Origin of the sequence: Photorhabdus hindustanensis, assembly GCF_002968995.1 — a bacterium.
Classification (GTDB): domain Bacteria; phylum Pseudomonadota; class Gammaproteobacteria; order Enterobacterales; family Enterobacteriaceae; genus Photorhabdus; species Photorhabdus akhurstii.
In genome coordinates this window covers 46,700-69,824 of record NZ_PUWT01000001.1, presented here as the reverse complement: position 1 = coordinate 69,824, position 23,125 = coordinate 46,700, and the positions used below count along the sequence as shown (strand labels likewise).

General features: G+C 41.2%; 20 protein-coding genes. 6 read left to right on the top strand and 14 right to left on the bottom strand.

The genetic code is table 11. From position 1 onward, the window contains the following. Window positions 1-49: 49 nt before the first annotated feature. The 5 genes from amtB to C6H66_RS00295 all read right to left on the bottom strand — a co-directional run bounded on the left by amtB (window position 50) and on the right by C6H66_RS00295 (window position 6,007). Entirely contained in the window at window positions 50-1,333 is a 1,284-nt protein-coding gene (gene amtB / locus C6H66_RS00315) for an ammonium transporter AmtB (RefSeq protein WP_072165115.1), read from the bottom strand. A 22-nt stretch (window positions 1,334-1,355) separates the two neighbouring features. Continuing rightward, window positions 1,356-1,694, bottom strand: a complete 339-nt coding sequence (gene glnK, locus C6H66_RS00310; protein ID WP_036775141.1) for a P-II family nitrogen regulator — start codon at window positions 1,692-1,694, stop codon at window positions 1,356-1,358. A 178-nt stretch (window positions 1,695-1,872) separates the two neighbouring features. Further along, on the bottom strand, window positions 1,873-3,657 hold the full coding sequence (locus C6H66_RS00305; protein ID WP_046394487.1) for a SmdB family multidrug efflux ABC transporter permease/ATP-binding protein: 1,785 nt from the start codon (window positions 3,655-3,657) through the stop codon (window positions 1,873-1,875). Window positions 3,658-3,668: 11 nt separating this feature from the next. Continuing rightward, window positions 3,669-5,423, bottom strand: a complete 1,755-nt coding sequence (locus C6H66_RS00300; protein ID WP_046394484.1) for a SmdA family multidrug ABC transporter permease/ATP-binding protein — start codon at window positions 5,421-5,423, stop codon at window positions 3,669-3,671. A 122-nt stretch (window positions 5,424-5,545) separates the two neighbouring features. Next, on the bottom strand, window positions 5,546-6,007 hold the full coding sequence (locus tag C6H66_RS00295; protein ID WP_036775135.1) for an Lrp/AsnC family transcriptional regulator: 462 nt from the start codon (window positions 6,005-6,007) through the stop codon (window positions 5,546-5,548). Between the two features lie 127 nt (window positions 6,008-6,134). On the opposite strand from C6H66_RS00295, the gene C6H66_RS00290 reads away from it, so the two are divergent. Together C6H66_RS00290 and queC are read left to right on the top strand one after the other, a co-directional pair. Further along, window positions 6,135-7,187, top strand: a complete 1,053-nt coding sequence (locus tag C6H66_RS00290) for a PLP-dependent cysteine synthase family protein (protein WP_105394487.1) — start codon at window positions 6,135-6,137, stop codon at window positions 7,185-7,187. 32 nt (window positions 7,188-7,219) lie between these two features. Continuing rightward, window positions 7,220-7,918: a 7-cyano-7-deazaguanine synthase QueC gene (gene queC, locus C6H66_RS00285; RefSeq protein ID WP_046394482.1), complete on the top strand. Its 699-nt coding sequence runs from the start codon at window positions 7,220-7,222 to the stop codon at window positions 7,916-7,918. A gap of 28 nt (window positions 7,919-7,946) precedes the next feature. On the opposite strand, the gene C6H66_RS00280 is transcribed toward queC, so the two are convergent. From C6H66_RS00280 to bolA, 9 genes are all read right to left on the bottom strand, one after another. Continuing rightward, window positions 7,947-8,354 (bottom strand): acyl-CoA thioesterase, encoded by a 408-nt coding sequence (locus tag C6H66_RS00280; protein WP_046394481.1) that lies wholly within the window; start codon window positions 8,352-8,354, stop codon window positions 7,947-7,949. A gap of 155 nt (window positions 8,355-8,509) precedes the next feature. After that, entirely contained in the window at window positions 8,510-8,884 is a 375-nt protein-coding gene (locus tag C6H66_RS00275; RefSeq protein WP_046394480.1) for a ComEA family DNA-binding protein, read from the bottom strand. A gap of 150 nt (window positions 8,885-9,034) precedes the next feature. Beyond that, complete coding sequence (ppiD, locus tag C6H66_RS00270; protein ID WP_046394479.1) at window positions 9,035-10,906, bottom strand: peptidylprolyl isomerase; 1,872 nt, start codon at window positions 10,904-10,906, stop codon at window positions 9,035-9,037. A 177-nt stretch (window positions 10,907-11,083) separates the two neighbouring features. Beyond that, window positions 11,084-11,359 carry a nucleoid-associated protein HU-beta gene (gene hupB, locus C6H66_RS00265; RefSeq protein ID WP_011148005.1) on the bottom strand — a complete coding sequence of 92 codons (276 nt, stop codon included), beginning with the start codon at window positions 11,357-11,359 and terminating at the stop codon, window positions 11,084-11,086. Window positions 11,360-11,585: 226 nt separating this feature from the next. Then, entirely contained in the window at window positions 11,586-13,940 is a 2,355-nt protein-coding gene (gene lon / locus C6H66_RS00260) for an endopeptidase La (RefSeq protein WP_036775120.1), read from the bottom strand. A 207-nt stretch (window positions 13,941-14,147) separates the two neighbouring features. Next, complete coding sequence (gene clpX / locus C6H66_RS00255; RefSeq protein ID WP_036775117.1) at window positions 14,148-15,419, bottom strand: ATP-dependent protease ATP-binding subunit ClpX; 1,272 nt, start codon at window positions 15,417-15,419, stop codon at window positions 14,148-14,150. Window positions 15,420-15,556: 137 nt separating this feature from the next. Then, window positions 15,557-16,180: an ATP-dependent Clp endopeptidase proteolytic subunit ClpP gene (gene clpP, locus C6H66_RS00250; RefSeq protein ID WP_036775116.1), complete on the bottom strand. Its 624-nt coding sequence runs from the start codon at window positions 16,178-16,180 to the stop codon at window positions 15,557-15,559. Between the two features lie 272 nt (window positions 16,181-16,452). Then, window positions 16,453-17,757 (bottom strand): trigger factor, encoded by a 1,305-nt coding sequence (gene tig, locus C6H66_RS00245; RefSeq protein ID WP_040150024.1) that lies wholly within the window; start codon window positions 17,755-17,757, stop codon window positions 16,453-16,455. Between the two features lie 380 nt (window positions 17,758-18,137). Continuing rightward, entirely contained in the window at window positions 18,138-18,452 is a 315-nt protein-coding gene (gene bolA / locus C6H66_RS00240; RefSeq protein ID WP_036775112.1) for a transcriptional regulator BolA, read from the bottom strand. A 243-nt stretch (window positions 18,453-18,695) separates the two neighbouring features. On the opposite strand from bolA, the gene C6H66_RS00235 reads away from it, so the two are divergent. From C6H66_RS00235 to cyoA, 4 genes are all read left to right on the top strand, one after another. Continuing rightward, complete coding sequence (locus C6H66_RS00235; RefSeq protein ID WP_046394478.1) at window positions 18,696-19,274, top strand: lipoprotein; 579 nt, start codon at window positions 18,696-18,698, stop codon at window positions 19,272-19,274. 72 nt (window positions 19,275-19,346) lie between these two features. Beyond that, complete coding sequence (gene ampG, locus C6H66_RS00230; RefSeq protein ID WP_105394486.1) at window positions 19,347-20,834, top strand: muropeptide MFS transporter AmpG; 1,488 nt, start codon at window positions 19,347-19,349, stop codon at window positions 20,832-20,834. 243 nt (window positions 20,835-21,077) lie between these two features. After that, window positions 21,078-21,839 carry a nucleoside-specific channel-forming Tsx family protein gene (locus tag C6H66_RS00225; protein WP_036775106.1) on the top strand — a complete coding sequence of 254 codons (762 nt, stop codon included), beginning with the start codon at window positions 21,078-21,080 and terminating at the stop codon, window positions 21,837-21,839. Between the two features lie 350 nt (window positions 21,840-22,189). Continuing rightward, window positions 22,190-23,125: a cytochrome o ubiquinol oxidase subunit II gene (gene cyoA / locus C6H66_RS00220; protein WP_105394485.1), complete on the top strand. Its 936-nt coding sequence runs from the start codon at window positions 22,190-22,192 to the stop codon at window positions 23,123-23,125.

Sequence of the window (23,125 nt, the reverse complement as noted above, 5' to 3'; positions counted from 1 at the left end):
AACCAGCATTGTATTTTATGGTCTTATTGCTGCCTTTTAATATTACAACTTAATTATAAGCACTCTCTCCATGAGAATTAATATCCAACCCTTCCCTTTCAACTTCAACTGTAACCCGCAACCCTACCAACAGCTCTGCCATTTTAAAAGCAACAAAGGCAACAATGACTGACCAAACCACACAAACCAGTATACTAAAAGCCTGGATACCAACTTGCTCCAACATGGTTATACCCTCTGCATGCCCGGTTCCTCCCAAAGATTTAGCCGTAAAAACCCCAGTCAGGAGGCAACCCACGATCCCACATACGCCGTGTATACCAAATACATCACATACATCGTCAACGCGTAACCATCGTTTTAAAGCCACCACCCCCCAAAGTCCGGTAAAACCCGCGATCAGACCAATGATTAATGCACCACCAACACCCACCATTCCAGCAGCAGGTGTAATACCAACCAGTCCAGCAATACAGCCTGAACATGCTCCTAGAAGAGACGGCTTATTACGGAAAAACCATTCTGCAAAAACCCATGACAGAATAGCGGCAGCAGTCGCCACAATGGTATTTAAAAATGCCAGAGCAGCTATCTCATTAGCAGCATTAGCAGAACCCGCATTAAAACCGAACCAACCAATATAGAGCACAGCAGTACCAGTGAAAACCATCGGTAAATTATGTGGTTTAAATGCTTCTTTCCCAAAACCAGTGCGTTTTCCCAGCAAGTAAGCACCAACTAATCCAGCTACAGCAGCGTTAACATGAACAACTGTACCACCCGCAAAATCCAATGCTCCATCCTGTGAAAGTACACCACCGCCCCAAACCATATGCGCCATAGGCAGGTAAGAAAATGTCAACCACAGCACACTAAAAATTAACAAAGCCGAAAAGCGAATACGCTCCCCTAATGCACCAACAATCAAAGCAACAGTGATACAAGCGAAAGAACCCTGAAATGCCACATGAATTAGCTGATAAAAATTGCCACTTAAGTCAGTGAATGCCAAATTCTTTAGCATCATTTGACTAAAACCACCGAAAAAACCATTCCCTGGTTCAAAAGCCAGGCTGTAACCGTAAATCACCCACAACACACATACTAAAGCAAAGCTCACCATAACCTGAGCCATTAGCGATAAAACATTTTTACTCCGTAGCAATCCACCATAAAACAGAGCAATTCCCGGAATGGTCATAAACAGAACAAGGACTGTACAAATCATCATAAAAGCATTATCAGCTTTATCAGCAACGCCTTCCGCAGCCTGAGATAATGATGGTACACAACTGACCATAATACCGGCAGCCACTGAGAATCGTTTTTTCACATCTATCTTCTCTATCAGTAAGTTACAGTGCCGCATCATTAGTCTCTCCTGTTCTAATACGAATAGCCTGTTGTAATTCAACGACAAAAATTTTACCGTCGCCAACTTTTCCAGTGAAAGCTGATTGCTGAATAGCATGAATTACTTCCTCAACTAATTCATCTGCTACAGCAATATCTATCTTTATTTTAGGTAAAAAGTTGACATTATATTCAGCTCCACGGTAAAGCTCCGCATGCCCTTTCTGACGCCCAAATCCTTTTACCTCTGTTATGGTCAACCCCTGAACACCAAGATTAGAGAGAACTTCCCGAATATCCTCTAATTTGAATGGTTTTATAATTGTCGTAATGAGCTTCATATATCCCCCTTCCATCCGGCTATTATGTTTGCAATAAGGAAATAGCAAAGGGTGTGCCAGAAACTAAAAGAATATAGAAATCAAATAATAATAAAGAAAATAAAAATTCTGGAGAATAAGAAGGAGGGAGAGTAGCGGATATACTCTCCCAGAGTGCACCTAATCAGTGCAAGCCTGATTAAATTAGTACCTCTTTTTCAGAGATTGTGCCACAGTCATTTAGTGTCTCACCGACTTGTTGCAATTGATACATCTGATAATAACGTCCACACCTCGCCAATAATTGCTGATGGCATCCCTGTTCAACAACTGCACCACGATGTAGCACCAGAATGGTATCAGCTTCCACAATAGTAGACAGGCGGTGAGCAATCACGATCAACGTCGTTTGCTGACGAATCAACCTCAAAGCCTGTTGTACCATCTGTTCTGTACTAGAATCAATGTTTGCAGTCGCTTCATCAAGGATCAAAATTTGTGGCGTTTGCACTAACACTCTCGCCATAGCAAGCAACTGTTTTTGACCAGCCGACAACGTATTACCCTGCTCTCCCAAAATAGTATGAAGTCCATTAGGTAATGTACGTACTAACTCAGCTAATTGCACGGTTTCCAATACCTGCCAAACTTTCTCTTCTGAGATATTCCGGCCAAGCGTAATATTATCAAAAAAAGAATCAGCAAGAACGACCGGGTCCTGCTGAACCATCGCTATACCATTGCGTAGTACCGAATGAGACAGGGATGATACAGGCCGACCATCGAGGTAAATTTCCCCTTTCTGCCACGGATAATATCCCATCAGTAAATTTGCCAACGTACTTTTACCACTACCGGTATGACCAACCAAAGCAACAAAACCATGAGCCGGAACCTGTAAATTGATGTCTTGTAAAACTACTTTGTCATCCCGATAAGAAAAGCTAACATTTTCTATATCAATTCGACCACTGGATAGTGGCTGATCATCCATGCCATAGCCTTGTTGAGGGCTATCCATTAATTCAAATATTCTCTCACCAGCAACCACAGCTTGCTGCAAGATAGATTGCTGGGAGGTCAACTCAATGAGTGGTTCATTCAACCGTGCCAAGTAATCGATAAAGGCATACAACACCCCAACACTAATTACGCCGATTCCATTAAAACCAAATAGCATGATAAGGCCACACAGTACCATAGCTGACACAAAATTCAGTAATGGTCGTAATAAAAGCCCGTCTAACCGTAGTGCCTGCATTCTTGCTTGATAATGAGCAAGATTAGTTGCCAGCATTCGTTCACCAAAACGAGCTTGCTGCCGGAATTGTTGGATAACACTCATTCCATTGATAATCTCGTTAAAATTATCATTAACGTCAGCTAAATAACTCCGTACCTGTCGGATAATTGGTGTACTTAGATACTGATATATCGCCATAACAATTAATACGATAGGAAAAATAAGAATTGCAATCAATGCCATACGCCATTCCAGTACAAACATGGCAATCAACATAGCGCTAATCAATGCTATACCACGGAATACCGTAGGGACCACATTGACATAAAGATCTAGAATAGCCTCTGTATCATTCGTTACACGAGAAATCAATTGCCCTACTGGTTGATTATCAAAAGCACTCAAAGGCTGACGCAATGCCGCATTCATCACATCAGTACGAAGTTGCCGAACAACATCAACTGATATTTGATTGAACAATAAAGCCTGGAAATAGTGTAATACAGCGGTGATCAGTTGCAGAGCAATGAAGGCTACAGCCAAGCCAATAACCAATCCAATGGGCATATTACCTGTTGCAACCATATTATCGATAAAATAACAAATTAGAACTGGACCACTTACCTCTGCAATTGCAGCCACCCACAACATAAGTACCGCCAGCACCAACAGCTTACGATAATCTTTTCCATAAACCAGCAAACGTTTCAGAGACGGCCACAATTGACGAACCTTAGTCATCTCTATCTCTTTCATACGATTCCATCCTCACTATCCAATGCCGCTTCAATTTGCTGATAATGATACATATCACGATACCAGCCTGGTTGTTCCACCAGTTGCTGATGTTGTCCCTGCTGTATAATCGAACCTTGCTGCATCACCAGAATATTATCAGCATCAGTTAATGCAGATAGGCGATGGGCGCTAATAATAACAGTGCGTTGTTGTCTCCATCGTTTTAGATTTTGCAAAATACTGTATTCAGTTTGCCCATCAACCGCAGATAAGGCATCATCCAAAATCAAAATCTCTGTATCTAAGAGTAATGCTCTCGCAATAGAGATACGCTGCTTCTGCCCACCAGAAAGCATCACACCACGCTCCCCCACCTCCGTTTGATACCCTTCCGGTAAACGAAGAATATCTTCATGAACACAGGCAAAACGAGCAACTTCTTCAATTTGCTCCTGTGTAGCATCCGGACGTCCCAAAGCAATATTACTAGCAACGGTATCTGAAAACAGAAAAGGTGTTTGATTGACAACGGCAAAACGAGCCCGCCATTCATCTAACTGAATATCTGCAATTTTTATCGACTGGAAAAGAATTTCTCCCTCAGTTACATCAAACTGTCTTTGCATCAGAGCAAGCAGAGTACTCTTACCTGAGCCTGTTAGACCACAGATCCCCAGTAACTGCCCAGGGGATAACTTGAAATTAATTTGATTCAGAACACTTTTATTACTCTGAGGATAATTAAAAGATTTAATATTCACATTCAGGATACTGCGCTCAGATGACAAATGACGGAGACCACTTTTAAGGACAGGAGGTTCTTGTAATAAACTACGGATACGGCTATATGCAGCACCTCCCCGTTCAACGATATTAAACATCCATGCTAGCGCCAACATTGGCCAAATCATCAAACCAAGGTACATTACGAAACTAGTAAGTTCACCCAGTGTTAATCCCCCATGCAACACCATCCAACTACCACCACCGACAGCCAACAAATCTGATATACCGATTGCAATAACAATTGTCGGATCAAACCGGGCATCTACTCTGGCAACATACATATTCTTACGGCTAGCCTCTACTGCAACTTGCTCAAACTGATTTGCTTGTAGATCTTCAAGACCAAATGCCTTGATCATGCGAATACTAGTTAAACTCTCCTGAGCTTGATTATTCAGAGCAGAAAATGCACCTTGTGCCGATTTAAAACGATGATGTAGTTGATCACCATATCGTTTAATAATAATTGCCATAATAGGCATAGGTAACATGGCCAATAACGTTAACTGCCAACTAATTTGCACACTCATTACAATCAACACCGCACAGCCCATAACTAGCGAATCAACCAACGTTAACACGCCTTCCCCCGCGGCAAACACCACCCGTTCCACATCATTGGTGGCACGCGCCATCAAATCGCCGGTACGGTGGCGCAGATAAAATTCCGGGTTTTGACAACTGAATTGTCGGTAAAAATTATTCCGTAACTTAACCGCTAATTGATATGACGCCCCAAACAACCATAATCGCCATATATATCGTAGAATATAGACAAACAACGCTACGACCAACATAACACCAATCCATATCATCAATTGGTAAGATGACATAGATCCAGCACTAATACCATCAACAATGACGCCCACCAAATATGGAGGAACTAGTAGCAGAATAGAAATGATAATAAGCAGGCTTACTGCTCCAAGGTAGCGACGCCATTCACTACGAAAATACCAACTTAATTGAGAAAATAATATCACACGTGTATATCCCGAAATATAAATTTATATTTAAATACAAACTTAAATATAAATTTAAATAAATAATAAGAACATCGAATCAAACTCAAAATAATTGAATTAATTCTCTGAATAATAGTGGACTAATCTGGTATTGGCAATACCGTAGTATACTTGATTTTTTCCATTGCAAAGTTGGATGTAACATCAATCAACCCCGGGATACCGTTCACCATACGCTTGTAAAAAAGATCATAACTTTTCATATCTACAACTTCAACATGCATCAGATAATCACACTCACCAGCCATACGATAAAAAGCCAAGACTTCTGGCATTTGTTTTATAAATGCGACAAATTGCTCATACCAAGCACTATTATGCTGCTGAGTTCTGATCATCACAATTACTGTCAGCCCTAGTCCTAACTTTTCACTATCAAGCAAAGCAACCTTACCGATAATATAACCTTCATCTTCAAGTCGTTTTAGCCGCTTCCAACAAGGAGTAGAGGTAAGATTAACAGCTTCCGCCAATGCATTCAGAGACAGACTGCAATCTTTCTGTAGTAACTTTAGCAATTTGCGGTCTGTTTTATCCAACATAACTACCTCTCATAGAAAATTTTTCCATAAAGAAACCACACATTAAGAAAAATAACAATCTCTTTCTCCCAGTATCAAGTTAATCTACCCGCCGCCAATTATTTTTAAATTACAGAGTTAATAATTAATGTCACACAGTTGGACCACCAAGGCAATCAGAGAGATTCAAGCAGACCATCAACGCAGTTCTGACACTCATCTTATCCGCCTTAATTTGCCAGTTTTTCCAGGTATCCACTTATATCTAAAAGATGAAAGCACCCATCCAACCGGTAGTCTGAAACACAGGCTTGCCCGTTCTTTATTCCTTTACGCACTTAGTAACGGCTGGATAAAGGAAGGTACCCCGGTTATTGAATCCTCATCGGGTAGTACCGCTGTATCCGAAGCCTATTTTGCCCGCCTGCTTGGGTTACCTTTTATTGCTGTTATGCCCTCATATACCGCTAAACGTAAGATTCAGGAAATTGAATTTTATGGTGGTAAGTGCCATTTTGTTAACCATTCAGCACAAATTTATGACGAGTCAGAACGACTGGCGAAAGAACTAAATGGTCATTATATGGATCAATTTACTTACGCCGAACGAGCAACAGACTGGCGAGGCAACAATAATATTGCTGAAAGTATTTTTCGCCAGATGCAAATGGAACCATTTCCTGAACCAGATTATATCGTTATGAGCGCTGGTACTGGGGGAACTTCTGCAACGTTAGGACGCTATATCCGTTACCAAGGGCATAACACTAAACTGATCGTTGTCGATCCAGAAAACTCTATATTTTATGATTATTACCGTCAAAATTGCTGTGATATTCGTGGCAATTATAGCAGTAAGATTGAGGGTATTGGCCGCCCTAGAGTAGAGCCTTCTTTTATTCCCTCGGTTATTGATGACATGATCCAAATACCTGATTGCGCCAGCATTGCAACAATTTACTGGCTGGAAAAATTACTAGGCAGAAAAGTTGGCGCATCTACGGGAACTAATGTCTGGGGAGCTCTCCTGCTTGCTAACCAAATGCATGAGCGTGGAGAACAAGGCGCAATAGTAACTTTACTGTGCGACAGTGGTGAACGTTATCTCGATACCTATTACAATCCAGATTGGGTAAAAAATAACATCGGCGATATCTCATCTTATCTCAAACAACTATCCAATTTCCGTAGTTATAAGTAACATAACCATTTTATTCTAATGAGGATGTTACAATGAGACGAGCTGTTGTTGTATTCAGTGGTGGACAAGATTCCACGACCTGCCTAATTCAAGCAATTAATCAATATGACGAAGTACATTGTGTCACTTTTGATTATGGTCAGCGCCATCGCGCCGAAATTGATGTTGCACGTAATATCATCCATTCTCTTGGTGTTGTTGCTCATAAAGTACTGGATGTCACATTACTTAGTGAACTGGCTCTCAGCAGTCTGACTCGCGATAACATCCCTATTCCCGATTACAGTGAAAGCAAAAAAAGTGCTATACCCAGTACATTTGTCCCTGGCCGCAATATCTTGTTCCTGACACTGGCTGCTATATATGCTTACCAAGTTGAAGCAGAAGCAGTTATTACTGGCGTATGTGAAACTGATTTCTCCGGTTACCCTGATAGCCGTGATGAATTTATCAAAACAATGAATAAAGCTGTAAACCTTGGCATTGCCCGTGATATCCGTTTTGAAACTCCATTGATGTGGCTCAACAAAGCTGAAACTTGGGCATTGTCCGACTACTACCAGCATTTAGACTTTGTTCGTAGTCAGACATTAACTTGCTACAACGGCATTCAAGGTAATGGATGTGGTACATGTGCCGCTTGTCATCTCAGAGCTAACGGATTAGAACAATATTTGAATGCTCCGGAGAAAATAATGGCTGAAATGAAAGCAAAAACACATTTAATTTAATCCAAATGGCAATGAGAGCCGTCCCCTCTCATTGCCCTGTTTTCACCAAAGCTCCCATTATTTCACGTAATTCACCTTCAATAGATAATGCTCTTTGCGTTTTTCTATCAATCCAAACAAATGTAGTCTTAGCATCTGCGATGAGTTGATTGTTCCTTCTGCGTATGATTTCCTGAGAAAATACACCACTTCTGTTTCTCAGCTCCGTCAATCGGCAATCCACCTCCAATTCATCACCAAGAACTGCTGAACTGCGATAATTAATATTAATGTTGACCACTGCAAATCCAACATTGTTTTTCTGTATCCATTCCACTACAGAATGCTTATGCAACCATTCCCACCGAGCACTTTCCAAAAATTCCAGATAGCGAGCATTGTTCACATGCTGAAACAAATCTATATGATAACCATGAACTTTTATAATTGAACTCATAATATTGCCTTTATGTTAAAGTCACTCATCTGACCAGGTTGATTTCACAATAGCAAAACAAAAAATTCACACTAATTAAAGTGATTTATTTGCAACCTTGATCACAACATCCCCATTCATAAAAAAAATCATGAATGAGGATGATAGATAATATACTAGTAACTCAACTTACTTCTATTTCGTTCAATAAAAACTGGTCCTATTCCCTGAACCTCCTGTAACTGCTCCACCGTAGTAAACGCACCATGTTTTTCTCGATATTCAACGATTCCTTGTGCCTTTTTTACCCCAATACCATTTAGTGCTTTTGCTAACTCTTCCGCACTTGCAGTATTAATATTCACCTTTCCCTTTTCTTCTACTTTCAAAGCATCCTGCTGCTGTAATTGCTTTTCTGATGAAGAATTACTGGTAGTATTGGCTGTTTTAGCTACTTTATCTTTTACTTGTTCAGTGGCAATCGCAAATTGCCCTCCACACGCATAAAGCAATCCAGCGAGCAAAACAGATAAAATTCCCGATTTTTTCATATTAATTCCTCCATGTTTTATGAGCGGAAAAAAGATTGCCACAGATAAATTTGAGTACAATGGACAAAGATCAGATATGCGAAAGGCCGCGAAAGCGGCCTTTATTGACAAGATAATTACAAAGATATTTGCGATACTCTCCGCAAATTTTTATTCGATATGACCTAACTTAATTTTAGCTTTTTCACGCAAGCTAACCAGTAAAGATTCCAGCATAGCGTTACCCATTTCACTCTGATAGCTATCAATCATGCTTTTAATTTGTTCTTCGGATACAACACCTGGAGTAACTTTATCTAGTCGGATCAACACAACATCATCCAAACTATTTTTCGTCAAACCATATTCTGCCTTACCTCCTTTCGGCCGTGGTAAAGCAAATACTGCACCAACTAACACATTATCCTGAGATGTACGCTGAATAACCTGAGATTCACCAAATTGAATACCTGCATCTTTCAAGGCTTGCTCACCTTTACCTTCTTTTAAGGCAGCCAGTAATTTCTCACTTTCGACTTGAAGTTGTTTTTCAGCTTTCTGACGTTTAACCAATTCAGTAACTTGCTCTTTAACTTTCTCGAAGGGCTGTACTGTTTCTGGCTTATAATTATCTACACGGAGAACAAATGCACGATCACCTTCAACGGAGATAACATCAGAGTTAGTCCCTGTTGGCCCCTGCCCATCAACAAGATTACCTTCAAAAATGGCATGAATGACGGCCCCAAAATTAATCTCTGTCGGCACACTATTGCGATCAAACCAATCAGTCGTCACAATCTTAATACCTGAAACTTCCTCAGCCGCAGCTAGAGATTCATTATCGCTAGTAGCAGCATCACTAACCTTCTGTTGCAGAGCATAGAAAGCATCTACTGCTTTTTCCTGCTTAACCGTTTTCTCAATTTCAGAGCGAACTTCAGATAAGGGCTTAATTACTTGAGGCTTAACATCATCCAAATGGAAAATAGCGAAGCCATTAGAAACCTTAAGCACAGAAGAAATTTGGCCTTTCTCTTTCAAATTAGCTTGTTTCAACTCTTCAGGAAGAGCATCCTCTTCCATCCAACCGATCTCACCACTATTTTTCGCTGAAAACTTATCAATAGATTTTTTAGTCGCTAATTTACCAAAATCAGCACCTTTATTTAACTCATCAAGCACTGTTTTGGCTTCAGCTTCAGTTGCAAGCTGAATCAGACTGTATTTTTTCTGCTCTGGTTGGGTATAACGTTTCAGATTATGTTCGTAGTAAGCATCAACATCAGCAGATGTAGCTGAAACTTTATTCATTTCATCTACAGCATCCATCTTGATATAGCTAACTTTCACTTCTTCTGGAGCAATAAAGCTGCTTTTATTCAGGTTATAGTAATCTTGCAAATCTTTATCTGTTACTTCCTGCTGCGCCTGAATTTTCTTCAGCTCCAGTGTAGCCATACGGGCAGTTCTCTGTTGCAGAAGTAATTCAGCGCTGAGTTTTACCTCACTAGGCAATGCTATTTCACTACCAGAAAAAGCCATAATTAATTGTTGATTAACTAAATTCTGGCGTGTTTGTTCAGCAAAAATATCTGGACTCATATTGGAACGATCGAGCAACTCCAGATATTTGTTGTTATCAAATTTACCATTTGTCTGAAAGTAAGAGATATTTCGGATAGAATCCTTAACTTGCTCATCGCTGGCAGATAAACCCAATGCACGGGAATATTGCTCAATCAGTACATTATTAATTAGACGCTCCAAAGCCTGATTACGAATCTGCTTCATGCTTTGTTCGTCACTTGCCAACACTGAGAATTTATCCCCCAATTGCTCTTGCAATGCGTTTCTCTCTTGCTGAAACGCACCCTCCAATTGAGCACGACTGATAGCCTGGCCATTCACTTCGGCAGCATAACTACCAGCTCCACTTGTCAGGTAGCCGCCAACCCCCGTCAAAACAAAAGACAGGATAATGAGAGCCAGCACGATTTTAAGCACAGGACTGTTTGCCGCCGTGCGTAGGTTGTCCATCATAAAGAGGCAAAACTCCGCTTTGGTGAAATTGAAAACGCCATATTACGCTAATTCAAGCGCTAAGAGAAAAAAAGCGCACCAATCAATTGATGCGCTTCTATTTTAACTTACCAAACCTGTCTCGTCAGTCTATGTTTGCCAATATAACAAGGACTGATAAACAATATTTGGTTCATGTCACCCATTAACAGCGTCTTTCAAACCTTTACCTGGACGGAAAGCAGGTACTTTAGCCGCAGCAATTTTGAGCTCTTTTCCTGTTTGAGGGTTACGGCCTGTACGTGCAGAACGTTCACGAACAGCAAAAGTACCGAATCCCACCAGAGCAACATCATCGCCATCCTTCAATGCACCCGTTACAGAAGAAATAAATGCATCTACTACACGCCCTGCGGCTGCTTTAGAAATATTAGAGTCAGCAGCAATCTTGTCGATCAGTTGTGATTTATTCACTCTTATCATCCCCATATAGTTTTTACTATCGCATCAGAATCCTAACGGATAACCCGATAGCAGTGCCGTTATATCAATCCTTTCCGATATTGGCAAGAAATCATAAGACAACAAAATATTTATTAGACAGTTCATCCAAGTTAGCAATATAAAAAGGCTGGCAAGCCTGAATTCGCTTACCAGCCTATATTTCATCCATAATTAAAGATAGTTCACTATTTTTGCACTATTGAACTGACACTAATTCTGCGCCAAACACAGGATCCTGCAATGTAATAGCCAAAACATCTTCAATACGTTTTACTGGATGGATCTGTAGATCTGCAATAATATTTTGGGGAATTTCTTCCAGATCACGTTTATTCTCTTCCGGAATTAAGACTGTTTTAATTCCGCCTCGATGAGCAGCCAGTAGCTTCTCTTTCAAGCCACCGATTGGCAGAACTAAACCACGCAATGTGATTTCACCGGTCATAGCAACATCAGCTCGAACTGGATTACCGGTCAGACAGGAGACCAATGCTGTACACATGGCGATACCCGCACTTGGGCCATCTTTCGGCGTCGCACCTTCCGGAACGTGGACGTGAATATCCCGTTTCTCATAAAAATCAGCGTTGATACCCAACTTATCAGCACGAGCACGAACAACAGTTAATGCTGCTTGAATGGATTCCTGCATAACCTCACCGAGTGAGCCAGTATAGGTTAGTTTACCTTTCCCTGGAACACACGCAGTTTCAATGGTTAGTAAATCACCACCAACTTCAGTCCATGCAAGCCCTGTGACCTGACCAATACGGTTTTCCGTATCTGCACGGCCATAATCCACACGTTGAACACCCAGATACTCTTTTAAGTTATCTGAATTGATTTCAATATGTTTTAAATTTTTATCCATTAACAATGCTTTTACCGTCTTACGGCACAGCTTAGAAATTTCTCGCTCTAAACTACGCACTCCTGCTTCACGAGTGTAATAACGGATAATCCCAATAATAGCACTGTCATCAACAGTTAATTCGCTTTTTTTCAGGGCATTACGTTCAATCTGCTTAGGCAGCAAATGACGTTTGGCAATATTCAATTTTTCATCTTCGGTATAACCGGAAAGACGAATAATCTCCATACGATCCAACAATGGTGCCGGAATATTCATAGAGTTGGATGTTGCAACAAACATGACATCTGACAGATCATAATCGACCTCCAGATAATGGTCGTTAAATGCCACGTTCTGTTCCGGGTCCAAAACTTCCAGCAAGGCAGAAGCTGGATCACCACGCATATCGGATGACATCTTATCAATCTCATCCAGCAGAAACAGAGGGTTCTTCACTCCAACTTTGGACATTTTTTGGATCAATTTGCCCGGCATAGAGCCAATATAGGTTCGACGATGACCACGGATTTCAGCCTCATCACGAACCCCACCCAACGCCATACGCACATATTTCCGCCCGGTCGCTCGCGCAATGGACTGACCTAAAGAGGTTTTACCTACCCCAGGAGGCCCAACCAAACATAAAATCGGCCCTTTAATTTTACTAATTCGGCTTTGTACTGCCAGGTACTCAAGAATACGCTCTTTCACACGCTCCAAACCATAATGGTCGGTATCCAAAGTTTCCTGAGCTTTAACCAAATCTTTTTTGACTTTACTTCGAGCAACCCACGGAACCTGCACCATCCAATCGATGTAACTACGGACAACCGTCGCTTCCGCCGACATAGGAGACATCATCTTCAGTTTTTGCAATTCAGCTTCGGCTTTTTCACGAGCCTCTTTGGGCATTTTTGCTGCTTCAATTTTACGCTTTAGGGTTTCATACTCATCAGGCGCGTCATCCATTTCACCCAATTCTTTCTGAATCGCTTTCATCTGTTCATTCAAGTAGTACTCGCGCTGGCTTTTTTCCATTTGTTTCTTCACGCGGTTACGAATGCGTTTTTCTACCTGTAACAAATCAATTTCTGACTCCATCATTGCCATCAGATATTCAAGACGCTCAACGACATCAGACATTTCCAAAACAGTCTGTTTATCACTAAGCTTCAATGGCATATGCGCAGCAATTGTATCAGCTAATTTAGCGGCATCTTCGACACTGTGTAACGAGGTCAGAACCTCTGGCGGAATTTTCTTATTTAATTTAATGTAGCCTTCAAACTGATTAATAGCAGTCCTGATCATAACTTCTTGCTCACGCTCATCAACGAGCGGCGAGTCAAGATACTCAGCATGAGCAGAAAAATGTTCGCCATTATCAGCCAGAGTCGTAATGCGGGCACGTTTCAACCCTTCGACAAGCACTTTTACCGTGCCGTCAGGCAGTTTTAACATCTGTAAAATAGAAGCTACGGTACCAACGGAGAAAAGGTCATTAACCCCTGGCTCATCAGTTGAAGCTTCTTTTTGCGCAACCAACATGATCTGTTTGTCATGATCCATTGCTGCTTCCAGGCAGTGAATAGACTTCTCACGCCCTACAAACAATGGGATCACCATATGCGGGTAAACCACCACATCGCGCAGAGGCAATACAGGGATTTCTATGCGTTCGGAACGCTCAAGATTCATAGAGCTCTCTCTTCGTTTAGCTTTCGCCAGTTTTTAGGAATCTCGTGAAACACGGTTCTCACGAGTTTCACTCCATAGAATATAAAATATATGGGGACAGGAATTTGACATTCAATGGTATGGCACTTTAATAAAAACAAAATGAGGGTAATCCCCTCATTTTATTCAATAATATCTCGTTTAGTGAATTCCCTGTCCTAGATTCAATTATTCACCAGAAACCTGAGCATCCGGTTTGCTGTAAATCAGCAAAGGTGCAGATTGACCATTGATAACAGATTCATCTACAACAACTTTTCCAACGTTTTCCATTGATGGTAGATCATACATAGTGTCCAACAATGCGCCTTCAACAATAGAGCGTAGGCCGCGGGCCCCCGTCTTACGAACCATTGCTCTCTTAGCAATAGCAGTCAGGGCTTCACTTCTGAATTCCAGATCAACGCCTTCAAGGTTAAACAATGCTTGATACTGCTTGGTCAACGCATTTTTAGGCTCTTTCAAAATCTGAATCAACGCTTCCTCACTCAATTCACTGAGCGTGGCAACAACTGGTAACCGCCCAATAAATTCAGGGATAAGCCCAAACTTAATGAGATCTTCCGGCTCAGCCTGTGCAAGCAATTCGCCTTCAGTCGCTTTTTCTGACTCACCTTTGACTTTCGCACCAAATCCAATACCCGTACTGGTATTTAAACGCTGGCCAATGACTTTATCCAGACCTGCAAACGCACCACCACAAATAAATAGGATTTTGGAGGTATCTACCTGTAAAAACTCCTGTTGTGGATGTTTACGCCCCCCCTGAGGAGGAACTGCCGCAATTGTACCTTCAATCAGTTTCAGCAACGCTTGCTGTACACCTTCACCTGAAACATCCCGAGTAATTGACGGGTTATCAGATTTACGTGAAATTTTGTCAATTTCATCAATGTAAACAATACCGCGTTGAGCTTTTTGTACATCGTAGTCACATTTTTGCAGTAATTTCTGAATAATGTTTTCTACGTCTTCTCCCACATATCCCGCTTCGGTCAGCGTAGTCGCATCGGCCATGGTAAAAGGAACGTCAAGATAACGAGCCAATGTTTCAGCCAATAGCGTTTTACCACTCCCTGTCGGCCCGATAAGCAGAATATTACTTTTACCTAATTCAACACCGTTACTGATATCGCCATTACGTAACCGTTTGTAATGGTTATAAACAGCAACCGCCAACACTTTTTTCGCCGTTTCCTGGCCGATAACATAATCATCCAAATGCTGACGGATTTCATGAGGCGTTGGTAATGCACTACGCTCACGATGTGGTACAAGCTCTTTAATTTCTTCGCGAATAATGTCGTTACATAAATCCACACACTCATCGCAAATATATACTGACGGGCCAGCAATCAATTTTCGCACTTCATGTTGGCTTTTCCCGCAGAAAGAGCAATACAGCAGCTTTCCTGAACCGTCTTTGCGCTTATCTGTCATCAGTCACAACCTCACTTTATCAACTGCTCCCCCAGATTTATCTGGCAAAGCAGGAAACTTCTGCTATTACCCCAAACGTCATAGCTTTACCAAATGGTAAGCCGAATGTTTATATTATAGCTTCCGGGAATAATAAATTAATCGCGATGGGTGAAAATCTTATCAACCAATCCATACTCTACGGCTTCATCTGCCGACAAGAAACGATCACGTTCTGTATCTTTCGCGATCTCTTCAATAGGTCTTCCCGTATGTTTTGCCATTAACTCATTCATACGCGATTTTACTTTCAATATTTCCTGAGCGTGAATTTCAATATCTGTAGCTTGTCCCTGGAAACCGCCTAATGGCTGATGGATCATAACCCGGGAATTTGGCAAACAGATACGTTTTCCCTTTGCCCCAGCAGTCAACAAGAATGCTCCCATTGAACATGCCTGCCCCATACAAATAGTACTGACATCCGGTTTAATAAACTGCATCGTATCATAGATGGACATTCCCGCAGTAATCACACCACCTGGCGAGTTGATATATAAGAAAATATCTTTTTCCGGATTCTCCGCCTCAAGAAACAGCATCTGAGCTACAACCAAGTTTGCCATATGATCTTCAACCTGACCGGTCAGAAAAATAATACGTTCTTTTAATAAGCGCGAATAGATATCGTACGAACGTTCCCCACGCGCAGTCTGTTCAACTACCATCGGCACCAGAGCCATGTGAGGCGCATATTGATCCCGCTTGTCGCTATATGACATTTTCGTCTCCTAATAGAATTCATGTTGGTGCCATTCATAACCAATTCTACTTGAGATAAGCGATGATGACCATGATTCAAAGTTAACCAATCAAGGGGGAATTACCCCTGAAAAATTTTGCAATCATATACATAATATTAAAAAGGATCTGGGGTTAAACCCACTTTTTTCAAGAAAAATCTTGCCTCTTACTTATAAAAAAACCCGCAGATTTATCTGCGGGTTCATTTCACTAAGACAACTAATTCATTATCTCATGACAAAATTAAAACTTATGCCATTTGATTCTGATTCATTAACTCATTGAAAGTGGTTTCTTTTTCAGAAACTTTTGCTTTACCCAGAAGAACTTCAACAGCTTGTTCTTCCAAAGCAATATTACGAACATTGTTCATCAATTCTTGGTTTTTACCATAGAATTCGATCACTTCTTGAGGATCTTCATAGGCAGAAGCCATTTCCTCGATTAATGCTTTAACACGCTCTTCATCAGCTTTCAGTTCATTACTGCTGATAACTTCACCTAACAGCAGGCCAACCACAACGCGACGTTTAGCTTGTTCTTCAAACAGTTCACGAGGCAGTTCCAGAGCTTGTTTTTCATTGCCGCCAAAACGCTGAGCCGATTGACGACGCAGAACATCAATTTCGCTATCAACAACAGCGGCCGGAACATCGATTTCGTTAGCCTTAACCAAACCATCGATAACCTGAGATTTAATACGGTTACGGACCGCATTTTTCAGTTCACGTTCCATATTTTTACGTACTTCTGCACGCAGACCATCAACGGTGCCATCAGCAATACCGAAACGTTTGATGAATTCTTCATTCAACTCCGGCAGTTCACGCTGTTCCACTTTTTTCAATGTGATCGCAAACTTAGCAGCTTTACCTTTCAGATTTTCAGCATGATAATCTTCTGGGAAATTGACATCAATGGTAAATTCTTCCCCAGCTTTATGACCAACAATGCCCTCTTCAAAACCTGGGATCATGCGGCCCTGCCCCATAGCCAGAACAAAATCAGATGCCTTACCACCTTCAAACTCTTCACCATCAACAGAGCCATTGAAGTCAACAGTAACACGATCTTCTGCGCCAACAGCTTCTTCGGTTTCTTTCCAATTAGCCTGCTGCTTACGCAATGTTTCCAGCATCGCATCAACATCTTCGTCTTTTACTTCAACAACAGGTTTTTCAACTTCAATGGCTTCCAGATCTTTCAATTCAACTTCTGGATAAACTTCAAACTCTACAGAGTAAGTGAAATCTTCACCATTTTTGAATTGTTCTGGTGCATAACTTGGCGCACCTGCTGGATTAATTTTTTGCTCGATGATTGCATTAATAAAGTTACGTTGCATCAGATCACTCAGAACGTCCTGAATGACAGAAGCACCGTAACGTTGTTTAACAATGTTCATAGGCACTTTGCCTTTACGGAAACCATCGATACGAACTTTTTTTGCTACATTGACCAACTCACTACTAACTGCTTTCTCAACATCGGCAGCAGGAACGGTGATTGTCACACGACGCCCAAGGCCTTGAGTGGTTTCAACAGAAACTTGCATCTTTTTACCTCAAAAAAATCATAGTGCTCGGTCAACTCCAGAGACCATACAACCAGCACATATTTGTATGTACCAATCGCAACACTCTCTAAGAACCGGGGCGGTCGCATTTAAAAACCGAGAATCCCTGATGTCAGAAGCGTCCCGAAACCATTCTAAAAATTAGACGCGACATTATAGCGATGCAGACGGTGTGAGTCGAGAATTGCTGAAAAAAGGCCGAACTATTCATCAACTTCACAGGATAACGATTATTCAGCGGCTAAATTTACATCCAAAACGGATGCATATATAAAACATAAAAACGGCCCGAAGACCGTTCGCTAAATTTATTTTATTGTGTAAGAAAATGTCCAAAACTAAGTATCAATCAGCGGATTTCAGGCAACAATATTACCCCCGCGACATGCTGGTGACGCTAAAACAGTATCCTGTAATTCATTCCACTCTTTTTCTGTATAGGTATGCAACGCCAAAGCATGAACACCTGCGGACAATTCTGCCGATAATACGCTGTAAACAGAACGATGGCGGTTCAGCATACGTTCACCAGCAAATTTATTACTGATGATTACGACCTTAAAATGGCTTTCAGAACCTACGGGTACATTGTGACGATAACTTTCATCAATGACCTCAAGATATGAGGGATTAAATGCAGCCTGTAATTTCTCTTCTATATCCTGATACACCATATCATTCTCCTTAACCACACAGCAGTCGTACTGCCAACCATACTAATAATTTTAGTCTATTCTCCATGAGTTATAGCACCAACGCATTAAAATATCTTTTAATCGAATCCCACATCATAAGGTTTTTATATGCGTTTACCCCATCAGGGATATGCCATGATCAAAAGGCAGTGCTATTATTGACGCAATTTATGCTATTGATAAGTATGACTGGATATCCTTATCACCGATGAGAAAATTAACATGTTGAAAAGAATCTTATTCCCACTCATTGCGCTTTTTCTTCTTGCTGGTTGTGCTGCTCCCAGCAATACCTTGACCATTGAACCTAAAATTACATTGCCAACAGCAGATCCAACAATGGGCGCGATTACCATCAGTATCAGCGGTGCCGACAATCGTCAGTCTCAGACACTTGCTCAAGTTAACCGCAATGCAAAGCTGGAAATACTGAAACCCTCCCGTGATCTGCGCTTTCTACTCCAGGAAATCCTGGAAAAACAGATGACCGCCCGTGGTTATATGATTGGCTCACCAGCCAATGCCAATCTGCAAATTATTATGAACAATCTATATGCAGACGTTAAAGAAGGTAGCCTGCGCCATAATATTTCAACAAAAGCTGATATTTCCATCATTAGTACAGCGCAAAATGGCAGTAAACAAGTTAAAAATTACCGCACCAGTTACAATGTACAAGGCCCTTTAGGCGCAACTAATGAGAAAATTGCTGATGCGGTCAATACTGTCTTATCAGAAGTCATAGCAGATATGGCGCAAGATCTTTCCGTCAGTAATTTCATCAAACAAAATGCTCGCTAATTAAAAGACTAATTGTTTATTAAAGGACTAATTATTTACTCTGCCCGCCAAGGGCAGGGTTTTGGGAGGCACATGTCTTATCGTTATCTCACCGTTTTTACCCAACATAACTCACGAATCCTGCTTTTACTCGGCTTTGTTTCTGGTTTACCGCTCGCATTGAGTGCCAGCACCCTGCAAGCATGGATGACTGTTGAAGACATTGATCTTAAAACAATTGGCTTCTTTTCTCTTGTCGGCCAAGCATATGTTTTCAAATTTCTTTGGTCCCCTTTTATGGACCGATTTACCCTCCCTTTTCTTGGACGGCGCCGTGGTTGGCTACTTGTTACACAGTTATTACTCATAGCCAGTATCGCTGCAATGGGTTTTCTCCAACCATCTCAACATTTATGGTGGCTGGCCATACTAGCGGTAACTGTTACTTTCTGCTCCGCATCACAGGATATCGTCTTTGATGCTTATAAAGCCGATTTATTGAGTAGCGAAGAGCGGGGTGTAGGCGCTGCCGTTTCAGTACTTGGTTATCGGTTAGCCATGTTGGTTTCAGGCGGGTTAGCGCTATGGATCGCAGACCGCTATATTGGCTGGCAACACACCTACTGGTTGATGGCTGGATTGATGTTAATTGGCATCTATACGACGTTAAAAGCTAAAGAACCTGACATTGACGCTCCGCCACCAAAAACACTCCAGCAAGCCGCAATAGAACCATTAGCCGATTTTTTTAATCGCAATAATGCATGGCTGATACTACTGTTAATTGTCATGTATAAAATGGGAGATGCCTTTGCCGCCAGCCTAAGTACCCCATTTCTGATCCGTGGTATTGGCTTTGATGCTGGTGAAGTCGGAATGATCAACAAAACGCTAGGATTAATAGCAACTATCATTGGTGCATTATATGGTGGTTATTTAATGCAACGATGGAGTTTATTCCGCTCACTCATGATCTTTGGCATCCTTCAAGCGATTTCCAATATCGGATACTGGCTGTTATCTATTACTGACAAAAATATCTACACTATGGGTAGCGCCGTTTTTCTGGAAAATATCTGTGGCGGAATGGGGACCGCTGCATTTGTTGCCCTAATTATGGCGTTATGTCATAAATCATTCTCTGCAACACAATTTGCTTTATTATCTGCTTTATCTGCTGTTGGACGAGTCTATGTCGGCCCAATTGCGGGTTGGTTCGTTGAATTACATGGCTGGCCAAACTTCTATCTATTCTCTATAGCGGCCTCTGTTCCAGGCTTATTACTGTTATTTGTCTGCCGCCAGACTCTGGTTTATACCCAGCGAACTAATGATTTTATGCCACGTACTGAGTTCAAAAATTTCTATCGTCTAGCGCTTGGCTTACTATCATTAGCAAGCATCTTGCTCACATTTTGGTTACTTATCATCATCACCAATGCTCTTAACTGGACTCATATACCTGATCTGGCCGAAACATTACTATCATGGGGAGTACAAATTGGTATCACAAGCATCATTCTCGGTAGCTTTCTAGATTATCTTGCATTAAGTAAGGTGCAAATTGATTTAAAAAGGTAAAAATATTAAGTTAATTTATCAAAGGTTGATCACTGTCAGCCTTTGATATTCATGCCCTCTTTCTTAAATATTTAAGTGATAGCGATCACACTTCAAATAGTCATTTGCCAAAAGTGCTATTTTCGAGTGATTATTTGATTGTTCAATATTTATATCTGCGTAGAATCAGACTACCATTTTAAGGGTTATTTAATATAGCTTTAAAACCCAAAACCTCTTTTCATGGATGCGTTAGAGAAATTTATGAGAACAACCATTCTGGCTACTGCTTTACTCACCACCGTCTCAGTTCCCGCTTATGCTGAATATCAAGGGGGCTTTGCTAATATCAGCATGAACTACCTCGACTGGACTAGCCATACCACACACAAGTCAGGGCAAACCTCTCATAAAGACGACTTTGCCTATTTGGAACTGGAAGGCGGAGCCGGCTTTGACTGGGGTGAATTATACGGGTTCTTTGATCTGGAAAATGCTTTCAACAGTCAGCATGCTGAACCAGGGGATAACCAAAGATACACTTTTAAAACAACCGGTCGCTTTTATCTGGCTGATACTGGTTTCAATCTCTATGGTCATGTTTACGGTACTTACTCTCTCCCAGGTACAGCGCACGGCGGGAACTTTCATGAGGTAAATACCCTTTATGGTATTGGCTACAACACTGATTTCGCCGGTGTCTGGTTCAAACCGTTTGTTGCGCTGCACTATGTTGACCAAACTTTCTACTCCGGTAATAACGGCTATGTTGTTGGCTGGGTTGCGGGTTACGATTTTCAGCTCTGGGAAGAAAAATTCAGCATAACTAACTGGAATGAAATAGAACTTAACCGGAATGAACGCTACGGCAACGGTGGTCGGAACGGTACCAATGGCGCAATCGCGTTATGGTGGACACCTCATCAATCCTTCACAACCGGCATTCAATATCGATATGCCGATCATAAATTAGGTGAAGACTTCTGGCAGGATGCGATTGTCTACTCCATTAAATATAATTTCTAATTATTGATTTTAATTGTGAGCTGCCAAAAGTGGCTCACAATTAATTTAATTCCTAAATAAAATGACTACGGTGGAAATTTTTAAAGCAAATTTTTTTTATTTTTTTCCTTTCACCTAAAAAATATAAAATGATTCAGTACAAATTCATATTTCCGCACTATTTCGTTACAATTAAATAACCTTTTCAAGCTAACTTCTGATTAATCTTACAGTTGCATGTGATCCCAGTAACATAAAGGGTTAACAACCCCTCAACTAACTATTACAAATGTTTACACTCCAGTAGCCTTACCGTAGAATGCCCGCACTGATGAAACGACAATAGAGCTTTTGTTATTTGGGGTCGTTAGATGAGACTTATGAAATACAATAAAAGTATTGGGATATTGTCAATACTAGCGGCTACTCTTATGCTGAGTGGCTGCGATATGGTATTGATGAATCCTAAAGGCGCTATCGGCGCTGAACAAAAAACGCTGATACTTACGGCTATTGGCCTGATGCTAATCATCGTTATTCCGGTGATCATCATGGCATTCACTTTTGCCCTGCGTTACCGCGAAGCCAACAAAAGTGCTACCTATCACCCTAACTGGGCACACTCAAATAAAATTGAGCTGGTAGTATGGACCGTTCCTATCATTATCATTATTATTTTAGCAACCATTACCTGGAAGACAACCCACGAGCTTGATCCATATAAACCACTGGTCAGTGATGAAAAACCAGTGACTATTGAAGTTATCTCCCTTGATTGGAAGTGGCTATTCGTTTACCCGGAGCAAGGTATCGCTACAGTTAACGAAATTGCTTTCCCTACTGGAGTTCCTATTAACTTCAAAATCACCTCTGATTCTGTGATGAACTCATTCTTCATCCCACAGTTAGGTGGTCAAATCTATGCAATGGCTGGCATGCAGACTAAACTTCACTTAATTGCCGATGAACCTGGCACTTATAAAGGTTTGTCCAGTAGCTACAGTGGCCACGGCTTCTCCGGCATGAAATTTACTGCTACCGCTACCGCAGATCGTGAAGGTTTTGAACAATGGGTTCAAAAAGTGAAAGCCTCTCCCAAAACCTTGGATACCATGCAGGCATTTAACGAGTTAGCTAAACAAAGCCAGAACCATCCGGTTGAATACTTCTCAAGCGTTAAGCCTAACCTGTATCAAGACATTATTGCCAAATTTATGGGCAACATGAATATGCATGGCAGCCACGGTGCAACGACAGGTCATAACATGAATATGAGCGAAACTGCTCATGCCGGAGTTGAGGAATAA

What these genes read in the sequence shown, in the direction of transcription:
- queC (WP_046394482.1), top strand. Translation starts at nt 7,220, where the DNA reads ATGAGACGAGCTGTTGTTGTATTCAGTGGTGGACAAGATTCCACGACC.
- cyoA (WP_105394485.1), top strand. Translation starts at nt 22,190, where the DNA reads ATGAGACTTATGAAATACAATAAAAGTATTGGGATATTGTCAATACTA.
- C6H66_RS00275 (WP_046394480.1), bottom strand. Translation starts at nt 8,884, where the DNA reads ATGAAAAAATCGGGAATTTTATCTGTTTTGCTCGCTGGATTGCTTTAT.
- clpP (WP_036775116.1), bottom strand. Translation starts at nt 16,180, where the DNA reads ATGTCATATAGCGACAAGCGGGATCAATATGCGCCTCACATGGCTCTG.
- tig (WP_040150024.1), bottom strand. Translation starts at nt 17,757, where the DNA reads ATGCAAGTTTCTGTTGAAACCACTCAAGGCCTTGGGCGTCGTGTGACA.
- glnK (WP_036775141.1), bottom strand. Translation starts at nt 1,694, where the DNA reads ATGAAGCTCATTACGACAATTATAAAACCATTCAAATTAGAGGATATT.
- ampG (WP_105394486.1), top strand. Translation starts at nt 19,347, where the DNA reads ATGTCTTATCGTTATCTCACCGTTTTTACCCAACATAACTCACGAATC.
- C6H66_RS00225 (WP_036775106.1), top strand. Translation starts at nt 21,078, where the DNA reads ATGAGAACAACCATTCTGGCTACTGCTTTACTCACCACCGTCTCAGTT.
- lon (WP_036775120.1), bottom strand. Translation starts at nt 13,940, where the DNA reads ATGAATCTTGAGCGTTCCGAACGCATAGAAATCCCTGTATTGCCTCTG.
- bolA (WP_036775112.1), bottom strand. Translation starts at nt 18,452, where the DNA reads ATGGTGTATCAGGATATAGAAGAGAAATTACAGGCTGCATTTAATCCC.
- C6H66_RS00290 (WP_105394487.1), top strand. Translation starts at nt 6,135, where the DNA reads ATGTCACACAGTTGGACCACCAAGGCAATCAGAGAGATTCAAGCAGAC.
- ppiD (WP_046394479.1), bottom strand. Translation starts at nt 10,906, where the DNA reads ATGATGGACAACCTACGCACGGCGGCAAACAGTCCTGTGCTTAAAATC.
- C6H66_RS00295 (WP_036775135.1), bottom strand. Translation starts at nt 6,007, where the DNA reads ATGTTGGATAAAACAGACCGCAAATTGCTAAAGTTACTACAGAAAGAT.
- C6H66_RS00305 (WP_046394487.1), bottom strand. Translation starts at nt 3,657, where the DNA reads ATGACTAAGGTTCGTCAATTGTGGCCGTCTCTGAAACGTTTGCTGGTT.
- C6H66_RS00235 (WP_046394478.1), top strand. Translation starts at nt 18,696, where the DNA reads ATGTTGAAAAGAATCTTATTCCCACTCATTGCGCTTTTTCTTCTTGCT.
- clpX (WP_036775117.1), bottom strand. Translation starts at nt 15,419, where the DNA reads ATGACAGATAAGCGCAAAGACGGTTCAGGAAAGCTGCTGTATTGCTCT.
- C6H66_RS00280 (WP_046394481.1), bottom strand. Translation starts at nt 8,354, where the DNA reads ATGAGTTCAATTATAAAAGTTCATGGTTATCATATAGATTTGTTTCAG.